Origin of the sequence: Promicromonospora sp. NPDC019610 (genome assembly GCF_044389365.1) — a bacterium.
Lineage (GTDB): Bacteria > Actinomycetota > Actinomycetes > Actinomycetales > Cellulomonadaceae > Promicromonospora.
This window is the reverse complement of the sequence record NZ_JBIRXX010000001.1, coordinates 436376-452121: the sequence shown is the minus strand read 5'-3', so window position 1 is coordinate 452121 and position 15746 is coordinate 436376. Positions and strand designations below refer to the sequence as shown.

The window sequence follows — 15746 nt, the reverse complement described above, 5'->3', positions numbered from 1 at the left end:
CCGGCGCAAAAGGGACACATCCGGTACATCTGTCGCGCACGCGTCCTTCTCTCGCAATACTGATGGGATGCCGACGGACCTCCAGGCGCTGCGAGACCTCGAGCACGTCGGTCTCGCTGCTCCCACAGCGGATGAGGCCTTTGACCGGTTTGCTCGTCTCGTGCGGCGGCACCTGCGGGTCCCGGCCGCCGTCGTCTATTTCGTGGTCCGGGAGGGCCAGGTGCTCGCGGGCGCGTCCGGGGTGCCGGAGCCGATGCAGTCCAACCGGCTGCTGCAGCACCCGGGCACGCTGACCAACGTCATCACGGCCCGCGGCGAGCCGGTCGTCACGGTGGACGCCCGCGCCGACCCGCTGCTGTGCGACAACTACCTGGTCCGGGAGATGGGCCTGGTCGCCCTCGCCGGTTATCCCGTCTTCGACCTGCGCGGACGCGCCGTCGGCGCGCTGTGCGCCGTGGACGACCAGCCCCGCGAGTGGTCGCAGGACGACCTGGACTCCCTCGCCGACCTCGCCGCGGCCTGCACCGCCGAGCTGCGCCTGCGCGCCGAGCGCGAGCGCGCACGCCGCATCCAGGAGACCGCCGTCCGGGCCAACCGGCGCAGCCGCTTCCTGCTCTCCCTGAGCGAGGCCTTCGCGAACGCCAACACGATGGACCAGGTCGAGGAGGTCATCGTGGAGGTCGGCACCGCGGGGATCGGCGCGCGGTACTGCGCGTTCGCCCTCGCGGACGCGGACGGGCGCGGCATCACCTACCGGTCCCTCGTCCACGCCGAGCCGCAGTTCCCCCAGCGGCTCCGGCAGACCAAGCTCGACGAGCAGCGGCCCCTGGCCGAGGCGGCCCGCACCGGCCGGCCCCTGTTCTTCCGCACCGGCGAGGAGATGTTCTCGGCGTTCCCGGGCCGGGAGGAGTTCTGCGACCCGGAGGTCGGCGCCCGCGCGTACCTGCCCGTCGTCACGGCCGGCGCCGTCGTCGCCGTCATCATGCTGGCCTGGGAGCGCGACCGTGGACCCGACCAGGACTCCTACGCGCTGCAGACCGGGCTCGCCCACTACACGGGCCACGCCCTGGAGCGGGCCCGCCTGCTGGAGGAGCGGCGCGAGTCCGCGAAGACCCTGCAGCGGGCGATGCTCAGCCGGCTGCCCGAGGTGCCGCACCTCGACATGGCGGCGACCTACTCGCCCGCCACGCGCTCCGACCAGATCGGCGGCGACTGGTACGACGCCGTCGCCGTGGACGACGACGCGACGATGTTCATGATCGGCGACGTGACCGGCCACGACATGCGCGCCGCGGCGAAGATGGGCCAGCTCAGGTCGCTGCTGCGCGCGTTCGCGTGGAGCCACGACGAGTCGCCGTCGGCCCTGCTGTCCCTGCTGGACAAGGCCAACTCCGGGCTGGGGCTGCTCGCCAGCGGGACCGCCGTGGTGGCCCGGCTGGAGCGGGTCGGCGGCGCGTACCAGCTCACCTGGTCCACCGCGGGGCACCCCCCGCCGCTCGTGCTCCGCGAGGACGGCACGGTCGAGCGCCTCTCGGTGCTCCCGGACATGATGCTCGGCGTGCGGCCCACGTCGAAGCGCACCGACCACGTCACGACGCTGCGCCCCGGCGACACCCTCCTGCTGTACACGGACGGCCTCGCCGAGCAGCGCGGCACCACCCCCGACCAGTGGCTGAACCGCTTGCAGAAGACGCTCGGCGCGCTCGGCGACACGGCGACCGCGGCGCTGCCGGTCACCCTCGTGCGGCGCCTCGGCTCGGACGACCAGCGGGACGACGTCGCCGTGCTCGCCGTCCGCGTCCGGGCCGCGGCGCCGTCGGGACCGCCGTCGCCCGGGCGCCCCGCCACGGCGGAGCGCAAGCTGGCCCCGTCGCTGCTGGACGTCGGCCCGGCCCGCATCTGGGTCGACGACGTGCTGGAGAGCTGCGGCGTGCCGATGCCGCTGCGGCGCACGGTGATGCTGCTGACGTCGGAGGTGCTGACCAACGCCGTCGACCACGGGCAGGCGCCGTTCACCGCCACGGTCGAGGTGGACCTGGACCGGCTGCGGGTGGGGGTGCGCGACTCGTCGACCGTGCAGCCCGAGCTGCGGGACCCGGCGGTGACCGAGTTCGGCGGTCGCGGCGTGCAGTTCCTCGAACGGCTCGCGTCCCGGTGGGGCGTGGACCGGCACGGCGAGGCACCCCGCCCGAGCCACCGGCACGGGCCGCCGCGGGAGGGCCGGCGGACGGGCAAGACGGTCTGGTTCGAGCTCGACCTCGGGTGAACTTGGGCCCAGGGCTTCGGCCACGGTCGAATCCACGAGAGCGTGTCAGTGGCTCCGCGTACGGTGTGAGCTATGGCACAGACAGCGTCACGACCCACGCAGAGCACCGGTGAGGACCTGGCCGGGGCCGAGCTCTCCGCCCAGCTCGAGGTGTACCGCCGCGAGCTGACCGGATACTGCTACCGCCTGCTGGGCGGCACCTTCGACGCCGACGACGCCGTGCAGGAGACCCTGCTGCGCGCGTGGCGCTCGTACGACCGGTTCGAGGGCCGTTCCTCGCTCCGCACGTGGCTGTACCGGATCGCCACCAACGTCTGCTTCGACCAGCTCGGTTCGAGCCGCGCCAAGCGGGAGCGCCCGATGGGCCTCGGCGCCGCGGCCGACCCGGTCGAGGAGAGCCTGACGATGGTGCTGCCCGAGTACGCGTGGGTGGAGCCGGTCCCGACCGAGCACGTGCTCCCCGGCGCGAGCGACCCCGCGGACACGGCCGTCGCGCGGGAGTCGGTGCGGCTCGCGTTCGTCGCGGCGCTGCAGCACCTGCCGGCCAAGCAGCGCGCCGTGCTGATCCTGCGGGAGGTGCTGCGCTGGCCCGCCGCCGAGGTGGCGACGCTGCTCGACACCTCGGTGGCGTCGGTGAACAGCGCGCTCCAGCGGGCGCGGGCCACGCTCGCCGAGAAGGCCCCCGACCGGTCCGGCACCTCGCAGGCGCAGGAGCCGGCGTCGGCCGACGAGACCGAGCTCCTGGAGCGGTACGTCGCGGCGTTCGAGCGCTACGACATGACCGCGCTGGCCAACCTGCTGCGCGAGGACGCGGTGATGAACATGCCGCCGTACGCGATGTGGCTGGAGGGCATCGAGAACATCCAGGCGTGGATGACCGGGCCCGGCAACGGGTGCGAGGGCTCGCGCTGCATGCCGATCCACGTCAACGGCACCCCGGGGTTCGCGCAATACCGGGCGGACCCGAAGGGTGGCCACTACCCGTGGGGGATCGTGGTGCTGGAGAACGACGGCAAGCACATCACCGGCATCACCACCTTCATCGACACGGAGAAGTGGTTCCCCCGGTTCGGCCTGCCGGACCACCTCGACTGAGCCGGAGGTGGAGCGCAGGGTGAGGGCCGAGGAACGAGGCACTCGCCCGGAGCGGAACCGCAGGCTCAGTCGACAGATGGTGGAGCACTGAGCCGGAGGTGGAGCGCAGGGTGAGGGCCGAGGAACGAGGCACTCGCCCGGAGCGGAACCACAGGCTCAGTCGACAGATGGTGGAGCACTGAGCCGGAGGTGGAGCGCAGGGTGAGGGCCGAGGAACGAGGCACTCGCCCGGAGCGGAACCGCAGGCTCAGTCGACAGATGGTGGAGCCTGGGGGTTTGGCAATACCCTCACGAAGGTGACTGTGCGATCCGTGGTGGTCGGCGTGGACCACAAGCACCCGGACCTGGCTCGGCGGGCAGCGTCGCTCGTCCAGTCGCTGGGTGGAAGCCTGATCGAGCTCGTGTGCGTGTGGGTCGACGAGACAGCCGTCTCGAACTCCCGGGGATTCACCGTGTCGGTGGATCCGGACATCGCCGTGCCCTCCGACGCGTACGGGGCCGACGTCCTGGCCGGGCTGAACCGGGCGATGGCCGACGTCGGCCTCCCCTGGTGCGCCCGGCGCGGCGCCGGCGACCCGGCGGCCGAGCTGGGCCGGGTGGCCGACGAGGTGGGGGCGGCGATGATCGTCGTCGGCGCCCACCGCTCGGGCCTGCGCGGCTGGACCACCAGCCTCGTGAGCGGCACCGTGGCGGGGCGGCTCATCCACAACCAGTCGCGCCCCGTCCTGGTGCTCCCCGAGACGATGTCGGCCCCGTGAGCGGTAGGTTCGTCCCAGACCTGTCGAGCCTCCACGAGGGAACACACCGCGTGACACGAGCACCGCACCGCGACTGGCGGTACGTCGGCCTGGTCGCGCTCGGTGGCGCGGGCGGTTCGGTCGCGCGGTATCTCGTCAGCATGTGGTCCGGGGTCCTGCTGACGCCCCTGACCTACGCGTTCCCGGTCGCAGGCTACACGATCATCTGGTTCCCGATCGGGACCCTGGTCGTGAACGTCGTCGGTGCGTTCGCCCTGGGCTACCTCCTGGAGGCGCTCGCCCGCCGCGGCCGCGAGACGGTCCGGCGCCGCAAGATCCGCCTCGGGATCGGAACGGGCGTGCTGGGCGGGTTCACCACCTACTCCGCGCTCGCCCTGGAGGTCCAGATGCTGGTCGGCCACGGGATGCCCTGGCTCGCGCTCCTGTACGTGACGCTCACCCTTGCGGGCGGCACGGCGGCCTGCCTCGGCGGGATCGCGCTGGCGGCACGCACCGACCGACGCCGGAAGGGCAGGTGACGGCGGTGCTCGCCCTGCTCCTCGTGGCCGTCGGCGGCGGCCTCGGCGCCGCCGCCCGGTTCGTGGTGGACGGCGAGGTCCGAGCCCGGCACAGCGGCGGCTTCCCGTGGGGGACGTTCGTGGTGAACGTGACCGGCTCGTTCCTGATCGGCGTCTTCTCGACGCTGTCCCACACGCTCACCTGGTACGGGGTGTCCGGCGACGTCGCCCAGCTGGTGCAGTTCTCCCTGGTCACGGGCCTGTGCGGCGGGTACACCACCTTCTCCACGGCCACGATGGAGTCCGTGCGCCTGGCCCGGTCCGGCCGGCTCCGGCTCGCGCTGACGAACACCCTGGGCACGCTGCTGGTGACGGTGCTCGCGGCGACCGCGGGCGTGGCGGTGGGCGACCTGTTCACACCGTGAGGTCGCTCATCGGTACGTCGCCGGGGTTGAGCTCGCTGAGGAAGAGCTCCGCCAGCAGCACCCACTCCTCGAGCGGCCGCCGCCCGACGAAGCGCGCCGCCTCCACCGGCGTCCGGTTCACCAGCGCGATGTCGACGACGTACGAGTCGCCGCTCTCCCGCCAGACGACCGCGGCGTTCGTCCGCCGGGCCGATCCGTTGATCCCCGCCCGAAGCTCGTTCTCCGGCTTCTGCACCCGCTCGATCAACGGGTAGTCCCCGCTGTTGCCCCAGCCCGACCACGCGTGGCTCAGGGCGCGCTCGAGGTCCGCCTTCGTGGAGGTCACCCGCGTCGCGCCGACCGCCGCCATCCCGAGGCCGAGGCCCTCGATGACCTCGGTCACCTGCTGCTCTTTGCTCGCCATGGTCGGACACTACGGGCACACCGCGCCAGAACCGACCTTTGACGGGCATCTAAATCGCATTCGTCCGGCATTCTCGCTCGACAGCCCGCTTGTCAGTGGGGCGTGGCAGGCTTCGCTGCATGAGCCTCATGCTCCTCGACTCCGCCTCGCTGTACTTCCGCGCGTTCTTCGGCGTGCCCGACTCCCTGCGGGCGCCCAGCGGCGTGCCCGTGAACGCCGTCCGCGGCCTGCTGGACACCATCGCGTGGCTCGCCACGACGCACGGTCCCGACCGCATGGTCGCGTGCTGGGACGACGACTGGCGGCCCGCGTTCCGCGTCGAGGCGATCCCGAGCTACAAGGCGCACCGCGTCGCGCAGGAGGTGCCCGGCACCACGGGGGTCGAGGAGGTGCCCGAGGCGCTGCTCGCACAGGTGCCGGTCATCAAGGACGTGCTGGCGGCGCTCGGCGTCGCGCGCGTGGGTGTGCCCGGCTACGAGGCCGACGACGTCATCGGCACGCTGACCGCCCGGGCGGTCGAGCAGGGCGCCGGGCCGGTGGACATCGTCACGGGCGACCGCGACCTCTTCCAGCTCGTCGACGACGCCGCCGGGGTGCGCGTGCTCTACCCCGCGCGCGGCATCCGGGACCCCGACGTGGTGGACGAGGAGCGGCTGGCCGCCAGGTACGGCGTCGCCTCGGGACAGGCCTACGCCGACATGGCGACGCTCCGGGGCGACCCGAGCGACGGTCTGCCGGGTGTGCCGGGGGTCGGCGAGAAGACCGCGGCCAAGCTGCTCGCCCAGTACGGCACGCTCGCGGGGATCCTCGCGGCGCGGGACGCCGGAGACAAGGGGCTCACCACCACGCAGCGCCGTCGTCTGCTGGAGGCCGACGAGTACCTCAAGGTCGCGCCCGTCGTGGTGCAGGTGGCGCGGGATGCTCCCCTGCCCGTGTTCGACCCGGCGGTACCGAAGGCGCCCGCTGACCCGGAGGCCCTGGAGGCACTCACCGCGCAGTGGGGCCTGCGCTCCAGCGTCGACCGCGTCCGCACGGCCTTCGGCTGGGCGTGATCAGGCGCTGACCGCCGCGTCGTAGCGGTCCAGCACCACCTGGACCAGACGCGGGTCGGGCTTCTCGGCCCCGGCCGGGCCGGCGACCGGGTCGGTCACGACGTCGGCGCCCGCCTCCAGCACCCGGTCCAGGAAGTAGCCGGGGGCGAGCAGATAGGACACGACGATCACGCGCGCGGGGGCCGTCGCCCCCGGTAGGCCGGCGGCACGCGCCGCGGCCACCGCGTCCGGGACGCGCGGCTCGGCACCCGCGCCGTACGACGGCGTCACCGGGCGGCCCAGGCGCTGGGCCAGCGCGCTCGTGACCTCCTCGACCGCCGTCGCCGCGGCCGCCACCGAGGAGCCGGCGGCGGCGAGGACCACCACGTCGTCCGGCCGGAACGGGCCGTGCGCCGCCTCGGCGGCGGCGTACCGGTCGGCCAGGATGTCGACCAGCAACGGGTGCGGGCCGAGCGGGTCGGCGGCGACCGCCGTCCCCGCGCCGGCCGCGTTCACGGCGGCGACGGCCTGCGCGATGTCGTGCCGCACGTGGTACCCGGTGGACAGCAGCAGCGGGACGACGACGACGTCGGGGCCGACCGAGCCCTCGTGGACGCCGTCAGCTGCGCCGGTACGGCCGGCAACCGACTCGCCAGGAGCCGGTGCGCCGGCACCCGTCTCGTCGGCGCCCGCCCCGTCGGCGCCCGACGCGCCGCCGGCTGTTGCCGCGGCACGCACCGCCGCGGCGAGAACATCCCCGACCTCCGGCTGCTGCACGTCCACGAACGCCTCGCGGACGTCGAGCCCGGGCCGCGCGACGCGGACGCCGTCGAGCAGCGCGCGCACGGCCGCCTGACCCGCCGGGTCGTCCGTCCCGTGGGACGTGCCGATCAGGGTCGCGCTCATGCTCTCTCCCTCTGGTCCTCACACATCACAAGCAGTGCCGACTTCGGTCGGTTGCACTGAGACCGGTCAATCAACCGACCGATCTCGAAGCAACTGACCGAAGTCGAGCCACCAGCCGCCCAGCCAACCAGCCGCCAGCCGCCAGCCGCCCAGCCACCTACCCGGCCCGACTCACCCCGTGTTCTGCAGGCCCGCCGAGACACCGTTGACCGTGAGCAGCAGCAGGTGCTGCAGCCGGCCCTTGTAGTCGCCGTCGACCGCCGAGCCGCCGTCCGCCCCGGTGCGCAGCCCGCGCAGCGCGCGGACCTGCAGCAGCGAGAGGGCGTCGACGTACGGCGACCGGAGCTGGACGGCGCGGCCGAGCACCCGCTTGGACGCGAGCGGCCACTCGTTGCCGCTGATCTTCAGCACCCACTCCCGGGTGAGGCGCAGCTCGTCGAGCACCATCTCGGCGAGGTCGTCGCGCGAGCCCAGCGCCAGGTACTGCGCGGCGATCCGCTCGTCGGTCTTGGCGAGCGACATCTCGACGTTGTCGAGCATCGTGGCGAACAACGGCCACTCGGCACGCGCCGCGCGCAGCAGCTCGACGTCGCCGGCCGTGGCCAGCGCCGTGCCCAGGCCGAACCAGCCGGCGAGGTTGATGCGGGCCTGCGACCAGGAGAAGACCCAGGGGATGGCCCGCAGGTCGTCGAGCGAGTTGACCGAGAGGCCGCGCTTGGCGGGGCGCGAGCCGATGGGCAGCAGCCCGACCTCCTCCAGCGGTGTGACCTGCGCGAACCACTGCGGGAACCCGTCGGCCTTCACGAGCTCGTGGAACCGGGCGCGGGAGGTCGCGTCGAGCGACTCGGCGAGCTCGGCGAACTTGGCCGTCGCGCTCTCGTTGACCGCCTCGACGGACGGCGCGGAGGCGAGCAGCGTCGCCGCGGCGACCTGCTCGATGTGCCGGGACGCGATGACCGGGTCGCCGTAGCGGGCCAGGATGACCTCGCCCTGCTCGGTCAGCTTGAACCGGCCGTCCACCGAGTGCGGCGGCTGCGCGAGCACGGCGCGGTTGGCGGGGCCGCCGCCGCGGCCGAGCGCACCGCCACGACCGTGGAACAGGGTGAGCTTCAGGTCGTTGGACCGGGCCCACTCCGCGATGCGGGACTGCGCGTCGTGCAGCGCGAGCGTCGCCGCCACGGGGCCGACGTCCTTGGACGAGTCCGAGTAGCCGAGCATGACCTCGACGCGGCGGCCGTTCTCGGCCAGGCGCTTCTGCACCGCGGGCAGCGTCAGCATCGAGTCCAGGATCGGCACCGAGTTCTGCAGGTCGGCGAAGGTCTCGAACAGCGGGATGGCGTCGATCACGGGCGCGCCGTCCGGGTCGTCCGCGAAGGCGTACGACGCCAGCTCGTACACGGCGGCGAGATGCTCCGGCGCCTGCGTGAACGAGACGATGTAGCGCCGCGCGGCCCGCTCGCCGAACCGGCTCTGGATGGCGCCGAGGGCGCGGTACGTGTCCAGCACCTCGCGGGTGCGGTCGCCGAGCGCGCCGTCGACCCCGAGCTCGCGGATCTCGGCGAGGGCCGCGGCGTGCACCTGCGAGTGCTGCCGCACCTCGAGCTCCGCCAGGTGGAACCCGAAGGTCTGCACCTGCCAGACCAGCCGCTGCAGGTCGCCGTACGCGGCACGCGCCGCGCCGGTCGCCACCAGCGAGTCCTGCACCACGAGCAGGTCCGCCTCGAGCTGCTCCGCGTTCGCGTACGCGAGGTCGGCGTCGCGGGTGCGGGTCGCGGCGATGCGCTCCGCGATCGCCAGCATGACCGCACGGTGCGGCTCGTTCGGCGACGCCTCCTCGGAGCGCCGGGCCACCTCCTCGGAGATGAGCCGGATGCGCCGCCAGAGCGCGTTCAGGTCGGACGACGGCGTGGTGCCCTCGGCGTCGAGCGTCAGCTTGCGCCCGGTCTCGACCGCGAGGCTCTCGAGCGCCGCGAGGGCGTGCTCGGCGGCCAGGCCCGCGGCCTGCCGCGTCACCTCGGCGGTGACGTTCGGGTTGCCGTCGCGGTCGCCGCCGATCCAGGTCCCGAGCTTCACGAACGGCTTGGCCACGGGGGCCACGCGGCCGGCGTCCTCGGCCAGGAGCCAGTCGTCGAGCCGCCGGTACACGTCGCCGAACACGTCCACGAGCACGGCGTCGAACACACCCATGACCGTCTTGACCTCGTCGATCACGGACGGCTTGCTGGTCCGCACGGGCGCGGTGCGCCACATGGTGTCGATCTCGGCGAGGATGCGCCGCTCGTTCTCCGCGAGGGTCACGCCGCCGAGCCGGCGCATGTCCCGCTCGGCCAGGAGGTCCGAGATGCGGCGGATGGTCCCGCTGATGGCCCGACGGCGGGCCTCGGTCGGGTGGGCGGTGAGCACCGGCCGGAACTCCAGCTCGCCCAGCCGGCGCAGCGCCTCGTCCCGGCCCACCTCCTCGGTGAGCCGAGCGAACGCCGCGGGGATCGTGTCCTCGAGGACGGCCGGGCCGGTCGTCGTCTCGGCCTCGCGAGCACGCAGCACGCGCACCCGGTGGTACTCCTCGGCGAGGTTCGCGAGGTGGAAGTAGCAGGTGAACGCGCGGGCGACCTGCTCGGCGCGCTCCACGGAGAAGGACGCCACGACCTCGGCGGCCTCGTCCAGCGCGTGCGGCGACGGGTCACCGTAGGCGCGGATGGTCAGCTCGCGGAGACGTTCGACGTCGTCCAGCAGGTCCTGCCCCCCGTCCTCGCGGAGAATCCTGCCGAGAAGGCCGCCGAGCAGGCGCACGTCCTCGCGCAGCGGGTCAGGTACCTCGTGCCGGGCGTTGCCGCGGACGGTCTGAGTTGATTCACTCACGGGCTAGAGCCTAGGACGAGATTGCCTTCCGGCGTCCACCGCGTCCGATTGTTGGTCTGGTCATGACCTGGCTCACTCTGGTTGGCTGTCGGCCTGTGACCGGATACGACGCGCAGTTCCTCGGTTTCGGCGTCCCGCTCCCCGTCTCCCCGGTCGAGCTGCGGGTGCTCGACTACACCCACTTCTCGGTGCTGCTCGACCCGGTCCGCCGGCTCGCCGCGGCCACGGCCTGCACGATCGACGGCGCCACGCTCCAGGCGCTGCGCCGCTCGGGCCGCTGGCGCCTGGACTCGCGCGTGCCGAGCGGCGAGCAGGCCGGCAGCGAGCTCTATGCGGGCAACCCGCTGGACCGCGGGCACCTGGTGCGCCGTCTCGACCCCGTCTGGGGTGACGCCGAGACGGCCGCGCGGGCCAACCACGACACGTTCACCTACACCAACGCGGCGCCCCAGGTGAACAGGTTCAACCAGTCCAAGGAGCTCTGGAACGGGCTGGAGGACCACGTGCTGCGGTATGCCGCGGCCCACGACCACCGCCTGGCGGTCCACACCGGTCCCGTCTTCGCCGCCGACGACCCGCCGTACCGCGGGGTACGCCTCCCGCGCCTGTTCTGGAAGGTCGTCGCCTGGGTGGACCCGGCCGGCGCGCCCGGCCTGCCCGGCCCCGCCGGCGCCGGCCCCGCCGCCGCACCCGGCGCGCTGCGGTCGACGGCGTTCGTGCTGGACCAGACGCCGCAGCTCGACGACGCCCGGCTGTACGAGATCACCGCCCAGGCCCTGGCCAGGGACGAGGTCCCGCCGCTCGGCCCGTTCCGCACCTACCAGGTGCCGGTGCGCGACGTCGCGGCGCTGACGCGACTGGACCTCGGCCCCCTGGCCGGCGCGGACGTGCTCGCGGTGCCGCCCGCGGAGCCGGCGGGCGAGCGGCCCACGGACATCACGATCCACCGGCTCCCGCGGGCCCGGGCGTGGTCGGAGATCCGGACCCCCGACCAGATCGCCCTGCCCGGCAGCGTCCCGCCTACGCCGACCGCCCGTAGGTCTCGAGGAGCCGGAGCCACACCTCGCTGACGGTGGGGTAGGCGGGCACGGCATGCCACAGCCGGTCGATCGGCACCTCGGCGGCGACCGCGATCGTCGCCGCGTGGAGCAGCTCGGCCACGTCGGGGCCCACGGCGGTGAACCCGACGAGCACCTTGCGGTCCTCGTCGACGACCATGGCTGCCCGGCCCGTGTACCCGTCGGCGTGCAGCGAGGCACCGGCGACGGCGCCCAGGTCGTACTCGACGGAGCGCACGCGCAGCCCCGCGGCCTCGGCGGAGGCGGCGGTGTGCCCGACGCTCGCGATCTCCGGGTCGGTGAAGATCACCTGGGGGACGGCACGCTCGTCGGCCGTGGCGGCGTGCCGGCCCCAGGGGCCGACGTCGACCGGCGTGCCGTTGGCGCGGGCGGCGATGGCGTCGCCCACGGCCCGGGCCTGGTACTTGCCCTGGTGGGTCAGCAGCGCGCGGCGGTTGACGTCGCCGGCGGCGTAGAGCCAGCCGTCGCCGACCGGCACGCCGTCGGCGCCGAGCACCCGCAGGCCGTCGTCGACCGCCAGCCAGTCCCCGGGGGTGAGGCCGACGTTCTCCAGGCCGATCGAGTCCGTGGCAGGACGACGACCGGTCGCGACCAGTACCTCGTCGGCGGTGAGGTTCGTGCCGTCCGCGAGCGCGACGTGCACCGTGCCCTGCTCGTCACGCCGGACGTCCACCGGCTGGGTGCGCAGGTGCAGCGCCACACCCTCCGCCTTGAGCGACTCGGCCACGAGCTCGCTCGCGAACGACTCCACGCCGGGCAGCAGCCCGTCGCGGGCGATCATCGTGACCTGCGCGCCGAGGGCGGCGAACGCGGTGGCCATCTCGGTCCCCACGACGCCACCGCCGATGACCGCGAGCCGCCCGGGGACGGTCTGGGCGGACGCGGCCTCGCGGCTGGTCCACGGCGCGACGTCGGCCAGGCCGGGGATCGGCGGGACGACGGCGCTGGTACCGGTCGCGACCACCACCGCGTGCCGCGCCGTGAGCACGGTCGTGCCGCCGTCGGCGTCCGTCACCTCCACGGTGCGGGTGGCGCTGATCCGGCCGGCCCCGCGGAACAGCGAGATCCCGGCGCTCTGCAGCCAGTCGACCTGGCCGTCGTCGTGCCAGTGCGCCGCGAACGCGTCGCGGCGGGCCAGGACGGCGGCCACGTCGAGCTCGCCGGTGACGGCGGCTCGGGCGCCGGGCAGGCTGCGCGCGGCGCGCAGCGCGGCGGCGTCGCGCAGGAGAGCCTTGGTGGGCATGCAGGCCCAGTAGGAGCACTCCCCGCCCACGAGCTCGCGCTCCACGATCGCGGCGGTCAGGCCGCCCTGGACCACCCGGTCGGCGACGTTCTCGCCGACGGGTCCGGCACCGATGACGACGACGTCGTAGGTGTTCTCGGTCATGTCAGCTCTCCTTCTTGATGACGCGGCCCAGGCGCAACGCCGAGACCAGGAAGAAGATTCCGCCGAGCGTGGCGTACCCGGCCAGCGACGTCAGCGCCGCGTTCGGGCCGCCGGCCATCATGAAGAAGCCCGTGCCGGCGAACACCGAGATGCCGCCGCTGAGGATCATGGCCCACTGGCCGCCGAGCCGGTAGCGCCGGATCGCGACGATGAGCTGCACCAGGCCGGCGGTGATCGCCCAGACGCCCCAGACGCGCAGCACGGCCGGGATGCCGGAGGTGACCGCGACGCCCAGGCCGATGGCCGTGGCCAGGCTCAGCGCCATGTTGAAGTACAGGCCCACCGTGGGGCGCGCGGCCTTGGAGGACCGGAGGTCGGTCACGGCGGCTGCGACGTCGAACAGCGGGTAGAGCACCAGCAGCCCGATCGCGACCGGGCCCAGGCTGCCTCCGACGACGAACAGCAGGGCCGCCCAGACGATCGCGAAGCCGAACCGGACGAAGTACAGCTTCCGCAGCGCGCGGGCCGTGGCAACGGCCGACGCTGATTCCACGGTGGTGGACATATGAGTTCCCCTCGGTAGCGGCCGGGCGGGAATCGATCCGTCCGGCCAATTGTCTAGGTAGACTAACTAGTAACTCTACCTGTCGAGACAATACACATCCCCGGGCGTCGAGCGCAAGGGGAACGGCGAGAGGGGCCACGTATGATCGCGACCGTGCGCGGATCAATGTCAGACCGCCTGATCGAGGCGGCGAACGAGCTCTTCTACGCGCACGGCCTGCGTGCCGTGAGCGTGGACAAGGTGATCGAGCGCGCCGGCACCACGAAGGTGACGTTCTACCGGCACTTCCAGAGCAAGGACGACCTCGTGGTCGCCTACCTGGAGCACCGGGCGGCGCAGGAGCGCGCCGGCGTGGACGCGGCCATCGCCCACGGCGACGGCGACGTCGACGTCTCGTTGAGCCTGATGGCCGACCACACCGGGACGGCGGCGTGCACCCCCGGCTTCCGCGGGTGCCCGTTCATCAACGCCGCGGCCGAGTACCCCGACCCCGACAGTCCCGTCCGCAAGGTCGTCGACGAGCACCGCGGGTGGTGGGTGCGCGCGTTCGAGCGGCTCGTCGCGCCGCTGGGGCTCGCCGAGCCGGCCGCGGTCGCGGAGGACCTGATGCTGCTCCGCGACGGCGTCATGGTCGCGGGCTACCTCGGCGACCCGTCGCGGGTCGGCGCCTCGTTCCTCCGGAGCTGCCGGGCAGTCGTCGGCAGCGCGCCCCGCGCGGCCGCCGGGGCGTGACGGCCGCCGGCGTCAGACCTCGTCCTGCCAGCGGTGCCGCGGCGCGTAGCCCAGCACCCGGCGGGCCTTGTCGATGCTCAGCAGCGTCTCGCGCCCCTGCAGCGGACGGCGCACCGGGACGTCGGGGAACTGCTCGGCCACCAGGTCGGCCGAGTCCCGCTCCATCACGGTGTCGTCGTTGGCGATCACGAACGCCTCGAACCCCGTGAAGTCCGCCTCCAGCGCGCGGCGCACCGCCTGCGCGCCGTCGCGCCCGTCGATGTAGCCCCACAGGTTCCAGCGCCGGGCCGCGGCGTCGTCCTGCCAGGACGGGAAGCGGGCGTAGTCCTCGGGGCGCATCACGTTGGAGAACCGCAGCGCGGCCACCTTGAGCTCCGGGTCCCAGCGCGTGAAGTGCCGGGCCATCTCCTCCTCGAGCGACTTGCCGAGGGAGTAGGTGGACTGCGGCAGCACGTCGTACTCCTCGTCCACCGGCACGTAGGGCGGCGGCACGTCGAACGGCAGGCCGAGCACCGTCTCGGAGGAGGCCGTCACGACGTTCCGGACGCCCAGCACCTGGGCGGCCCGCAGCACGTTGTACGTGCTGGGCACGTTGTTGCGGAAGGTCGCGGCATTGGTCGCCAGGCCGGGCGCGGGGATCGCGGACAGGTGCACGACGGCGTCGGCCGCCCGGCCCTCGTCCACGCCGGACAGGAGCTCGACGACCTGGCCCAGGTCGGTCAGGTCCGCGACCGTGAAGTCACCGGGGCTGCCCGCCTCGGGGGCCACGCGGTCGGTCGCGACCACGTCGTACCCGGAGTCCACCAGGTGCTCCACCACGAACCGGCCGAGCTTGCCGCTCGCGCCCGTGACCACTACCCGCTGTGTCGTCGCCATGTGTCCGATCTTGCCAGGTGGTCTCGACAGGCTCGACCAGCGAGGGGGCGGGCCCGGCCAGCGAGGGGCGGGACGGGTCAGCCCAGGCGCTCCCGCAGCCACGCGATGTCCGGGGCCATGTCGCCCTTGGTCTCGCAGATGACGGGGGCGCCCGCGGCGGCGATCACGCCCACCAGCAGCTCCTCGGGGATCAGGCCCCGGCCGAAGTTGATGTGCCGGTCCGCGCCCGAGCCGGCGTCGTCGCGCGAGTCGTTGGCGTGCACCAGGTCGATGCGGCCCGTGATCGCGCGGATCTGGTCGGCCGCCGTCGCGAGGTCGATGCCCCCGGCCCACGCGTGGCACGTGTCGAGCGTGAAGCCGACGGCGTCCCCGCCGTTCGCCGCGGTCACCGCGGCCCAGAGCTGCTCGATGCGCTCCAGCCGGCGAGCCATCGAGTAGTCGCCGCCCGCGGTGTTCTCGATGAGCACCGGGACATCGGTCTCCAGCGCGTCGATGGCCTTGCGCCAGTTGTCGAAGCCCTTGGCCGGCTCGTCGTTCGCGCTGACGTGCCCGCCGTGCACCACGACGCCCTTCGCGCCGATCGCCGACGCCCCGTCCATGATCTGCTGCAGCAGCTTGCGGCTCGGGATCCGGATCCGGTTGTTGGTGGACGCCACGTTGATCACGTAGGGCGCGTGCACGTAGAGGTCGAGGTCGGCCGCCGCGGCGTCGGCCCGGAGCGCCTCCGCCCCGCCCTCGTACGGCAGGTCCGGGACCTTCCAGGCCTGCGGGTCGCTGAGGAACACCTGCACCGCGTCCGCGTCGAGCGCCTTGGCCGCCCCGATCGCGTCGGCCAGGTCAACGTGCGCGCCGATTCTCACCATGGGC

15 protein-coding genes are annotated in these 15746 nt (G+C 73.4%); 8 read left to right on the top strand and 7 right to left on the bottom strand.

Going from position 1 to position 15746, the window contains the following annotated elements; genetic code table 11:
- The first annotated feature begins 67 nt into the window (after positions 1–67).
- The 5 genes from ACH45N_RS01970 (at position 68) to ACH45N_RS01950 (ending at position 5041) form a co-directional block, all read left to right on the top strand.
- Complete coding sequence (locus ACH45N_RS01970) at positions 68–2266, top strand: SpoIIE family protein phosphatase (RefSeq protein ID WP_397390643.1); 2199 nt, start codon at positions 68–70, stop codon at positions 2264–2266.
- A gap of 72 nt (positions 2267–2338) precedes the next feature.
- The gene (locus tag ACH45N_RS01965) at positions 2339–3361 is read left to right on the top strand and encodes a sigma-70 family RNA polymerase sigma factor (protein WP_397390641.1); all 1023 of its coding nucleotides are present in this window, start codon (positions 2339–2341) and stop codon (positions 3359–3361) included.
- 296 nt (positions 3362–3657) lie between these two features.
- On the top strand, positions 3658–4119 hold the full coding sequence (locus tag ACH45N_RS01960) for a universal stress protein (RefSeq protein ID WP_377231197.1): 462 nt from the start codon (positions 3658–3660) through the stop codon (positions 4117–4119).
- 50 nt (positions 4120–4169) lie between these two features.
- A complete protein-coding gene (locus tag ACH45N_RS01955) occupies positions 4170–4637 on the top strand; it encodes a fluoride efflux transporter FluC (protein WP_397390639.1) in 468 nt (155 codons plus the stop codon).
- A 5-nt stretch (positions 4638–4642) separates the two neighbouring features.
- Positions 4643–5041, top strand: coding sequence for a fluoride efflux transporter FluC (locus tag ACH45N_RS01950; RefSeq protein ID WP_397390637.1), 399 nt, complete (start codon positions 4643–4645; stop codon positions 5039–5041).
- Here the strand turns inward: ACH45N_RS01950 and ACH45N_RS01945 are convergent.
- Entirely contained in the window at positions 5031–5444 is a 414-nt protein-coding gene (locus ACH45N_RS01945) for a hypothetical protein (protein WP_397390635.1), read from the bottom strand. The two genes, ACH45N_RS01950 and ACH45N_RS01945, sit on opposite strands and share 11 nt — an antisense overlap.
- A 119-nt stretch (positions 5445–5563) precedes the next feature.
- Between ACH45N_RS01945 and ACH45N_RS01940 the strand changes: the two genes are divergently transcribed.
- Positions 5564–6496, top strand: coding sequence for a 5'-3' exonuclease H3TH domain-containing protein (locus ACH45N_RS01940; protein WP_397390633.1), 933 nt, complete (start codon positions 5564–5566; stop codon positions 6494–6496).
- On the opposite strand, the gene ACH45N_RS01935 is transcribed toward ACH45N_RS01940, so the two are convergent.
- Positions 6497–7381: a sirohydrochlorin chelatase gene (locus tag ACH45N_RS01935; protein ID WP_397390631.1), complete on the bottom strand. Its 885-nt coding sequence runs from the start codon at positions 7379–7381 to the stop codon at positions 6497–6499.
- Between the two features lie 171 nt (positions 7382–7552).
- Positions 7553–10240 carry a phosphoenolpyruvate carboxylase gene (locus ACH45N_RS01930; RefSeq protein WP_397390629.1) on the bottom strand — a complete coding sequence of 896 codons (2688 nt, stop codon included), beginning with the start codon at positions 10238–10240 and terminating at the stop codon, positions 7553–7555.
- A gap of 95 nt (positions 10241–10335) precedes the next feature.
- Here ACH45N_RS01930 and ACH45N_RS01925 point away from each other — a divergent pair, with 95 nt between their 5' ends.
- Positions 10336–11310 carry a DNA/RNA non-specific endonuclease gene (locus ACH45N_RS01925; protein ID WP_397390627.1) on the top strand — a complete coding sequence of 325 codons (975 nt, stop codon included), beginning with the start codon at positions 10336–10338 and terminating at the stop codon, positions 11308–11310.
- On the opposite strand, the gene ACH45N_RS01920 is transcribed toward ACH45N_RS01925, so the two are convergent.
- Together ACH45N_RS01920 and ACH45N_RS01915 are read right to left on the bottom strand one after the other, a co-directional pair.
- Positions 11261–12706, bottom strand: coding sequence for a dihydrolipoyl dehydrogenase family protein (locus ACH45N_RS01920; protein ID WP_397390625.1), 1446 nt, complete (start codon positions 12704–12706; stop codon positions 11261–11263). The genes ACH45N_RS01925 and ACH45N_RS01920 overlap by 50 nt on opposite strands.
- A 1-nt stretch (position 12707) precedes the next feature.
- Complete coding sequence (locus ACH45N_RS01915; protein WP_397390623.1) at positions 12708–13271, bottom strand: hypothetical protein; 564 nt, start codon at positions 13269–13271, stop codon at positions 12708–12710.
- 165 nt (positions 13272–13436) lie between these two features.
- On the opposite strand from ACH45N_RS01915, the gene ACH45N_RS01910 reads away from it, so the two are divergent.
- Entirely contained in the window at positions 13437–14003 is a 567-nt protein-coding gene (locus ACH45N_RS01910) for a TetR/AcrR family transcriptional regulator (RefSeq protein WP_397390621.1), read from the top strand.
- A 12-nt stretch (positions 14004–14015) separates the two neighbouring features.
- On the opposite strand, the gene ACH45N_RS01905 is transcribed toward ACH45N_RS01910, so the two are convergent.
- A complete protein-coding gene (locus ACH45N_RS01905; RefSeq protein ID WP_397390619.1) occupies positions 14016–14879 on the bottom strand; it encodes an NAD-dependent epimerase/dehydratase family protein in 864 nt (287 codons plus the stop codon).
- A 77-nt stretch (positions 14880–14956) separates the two neighbouring features.
- On the bottom strand, positions 14957–15742 hold the full coding sequence (locus tag ACH45N_RS01900) for a deoxyribonuclease IV (protein WP_397390617.1): 786 nt from the start codon (positions 15740–15742) through the stop codon (positions 14957–14959).
- Positions 15743–15746: the final 4 nt, after the last annotated feature.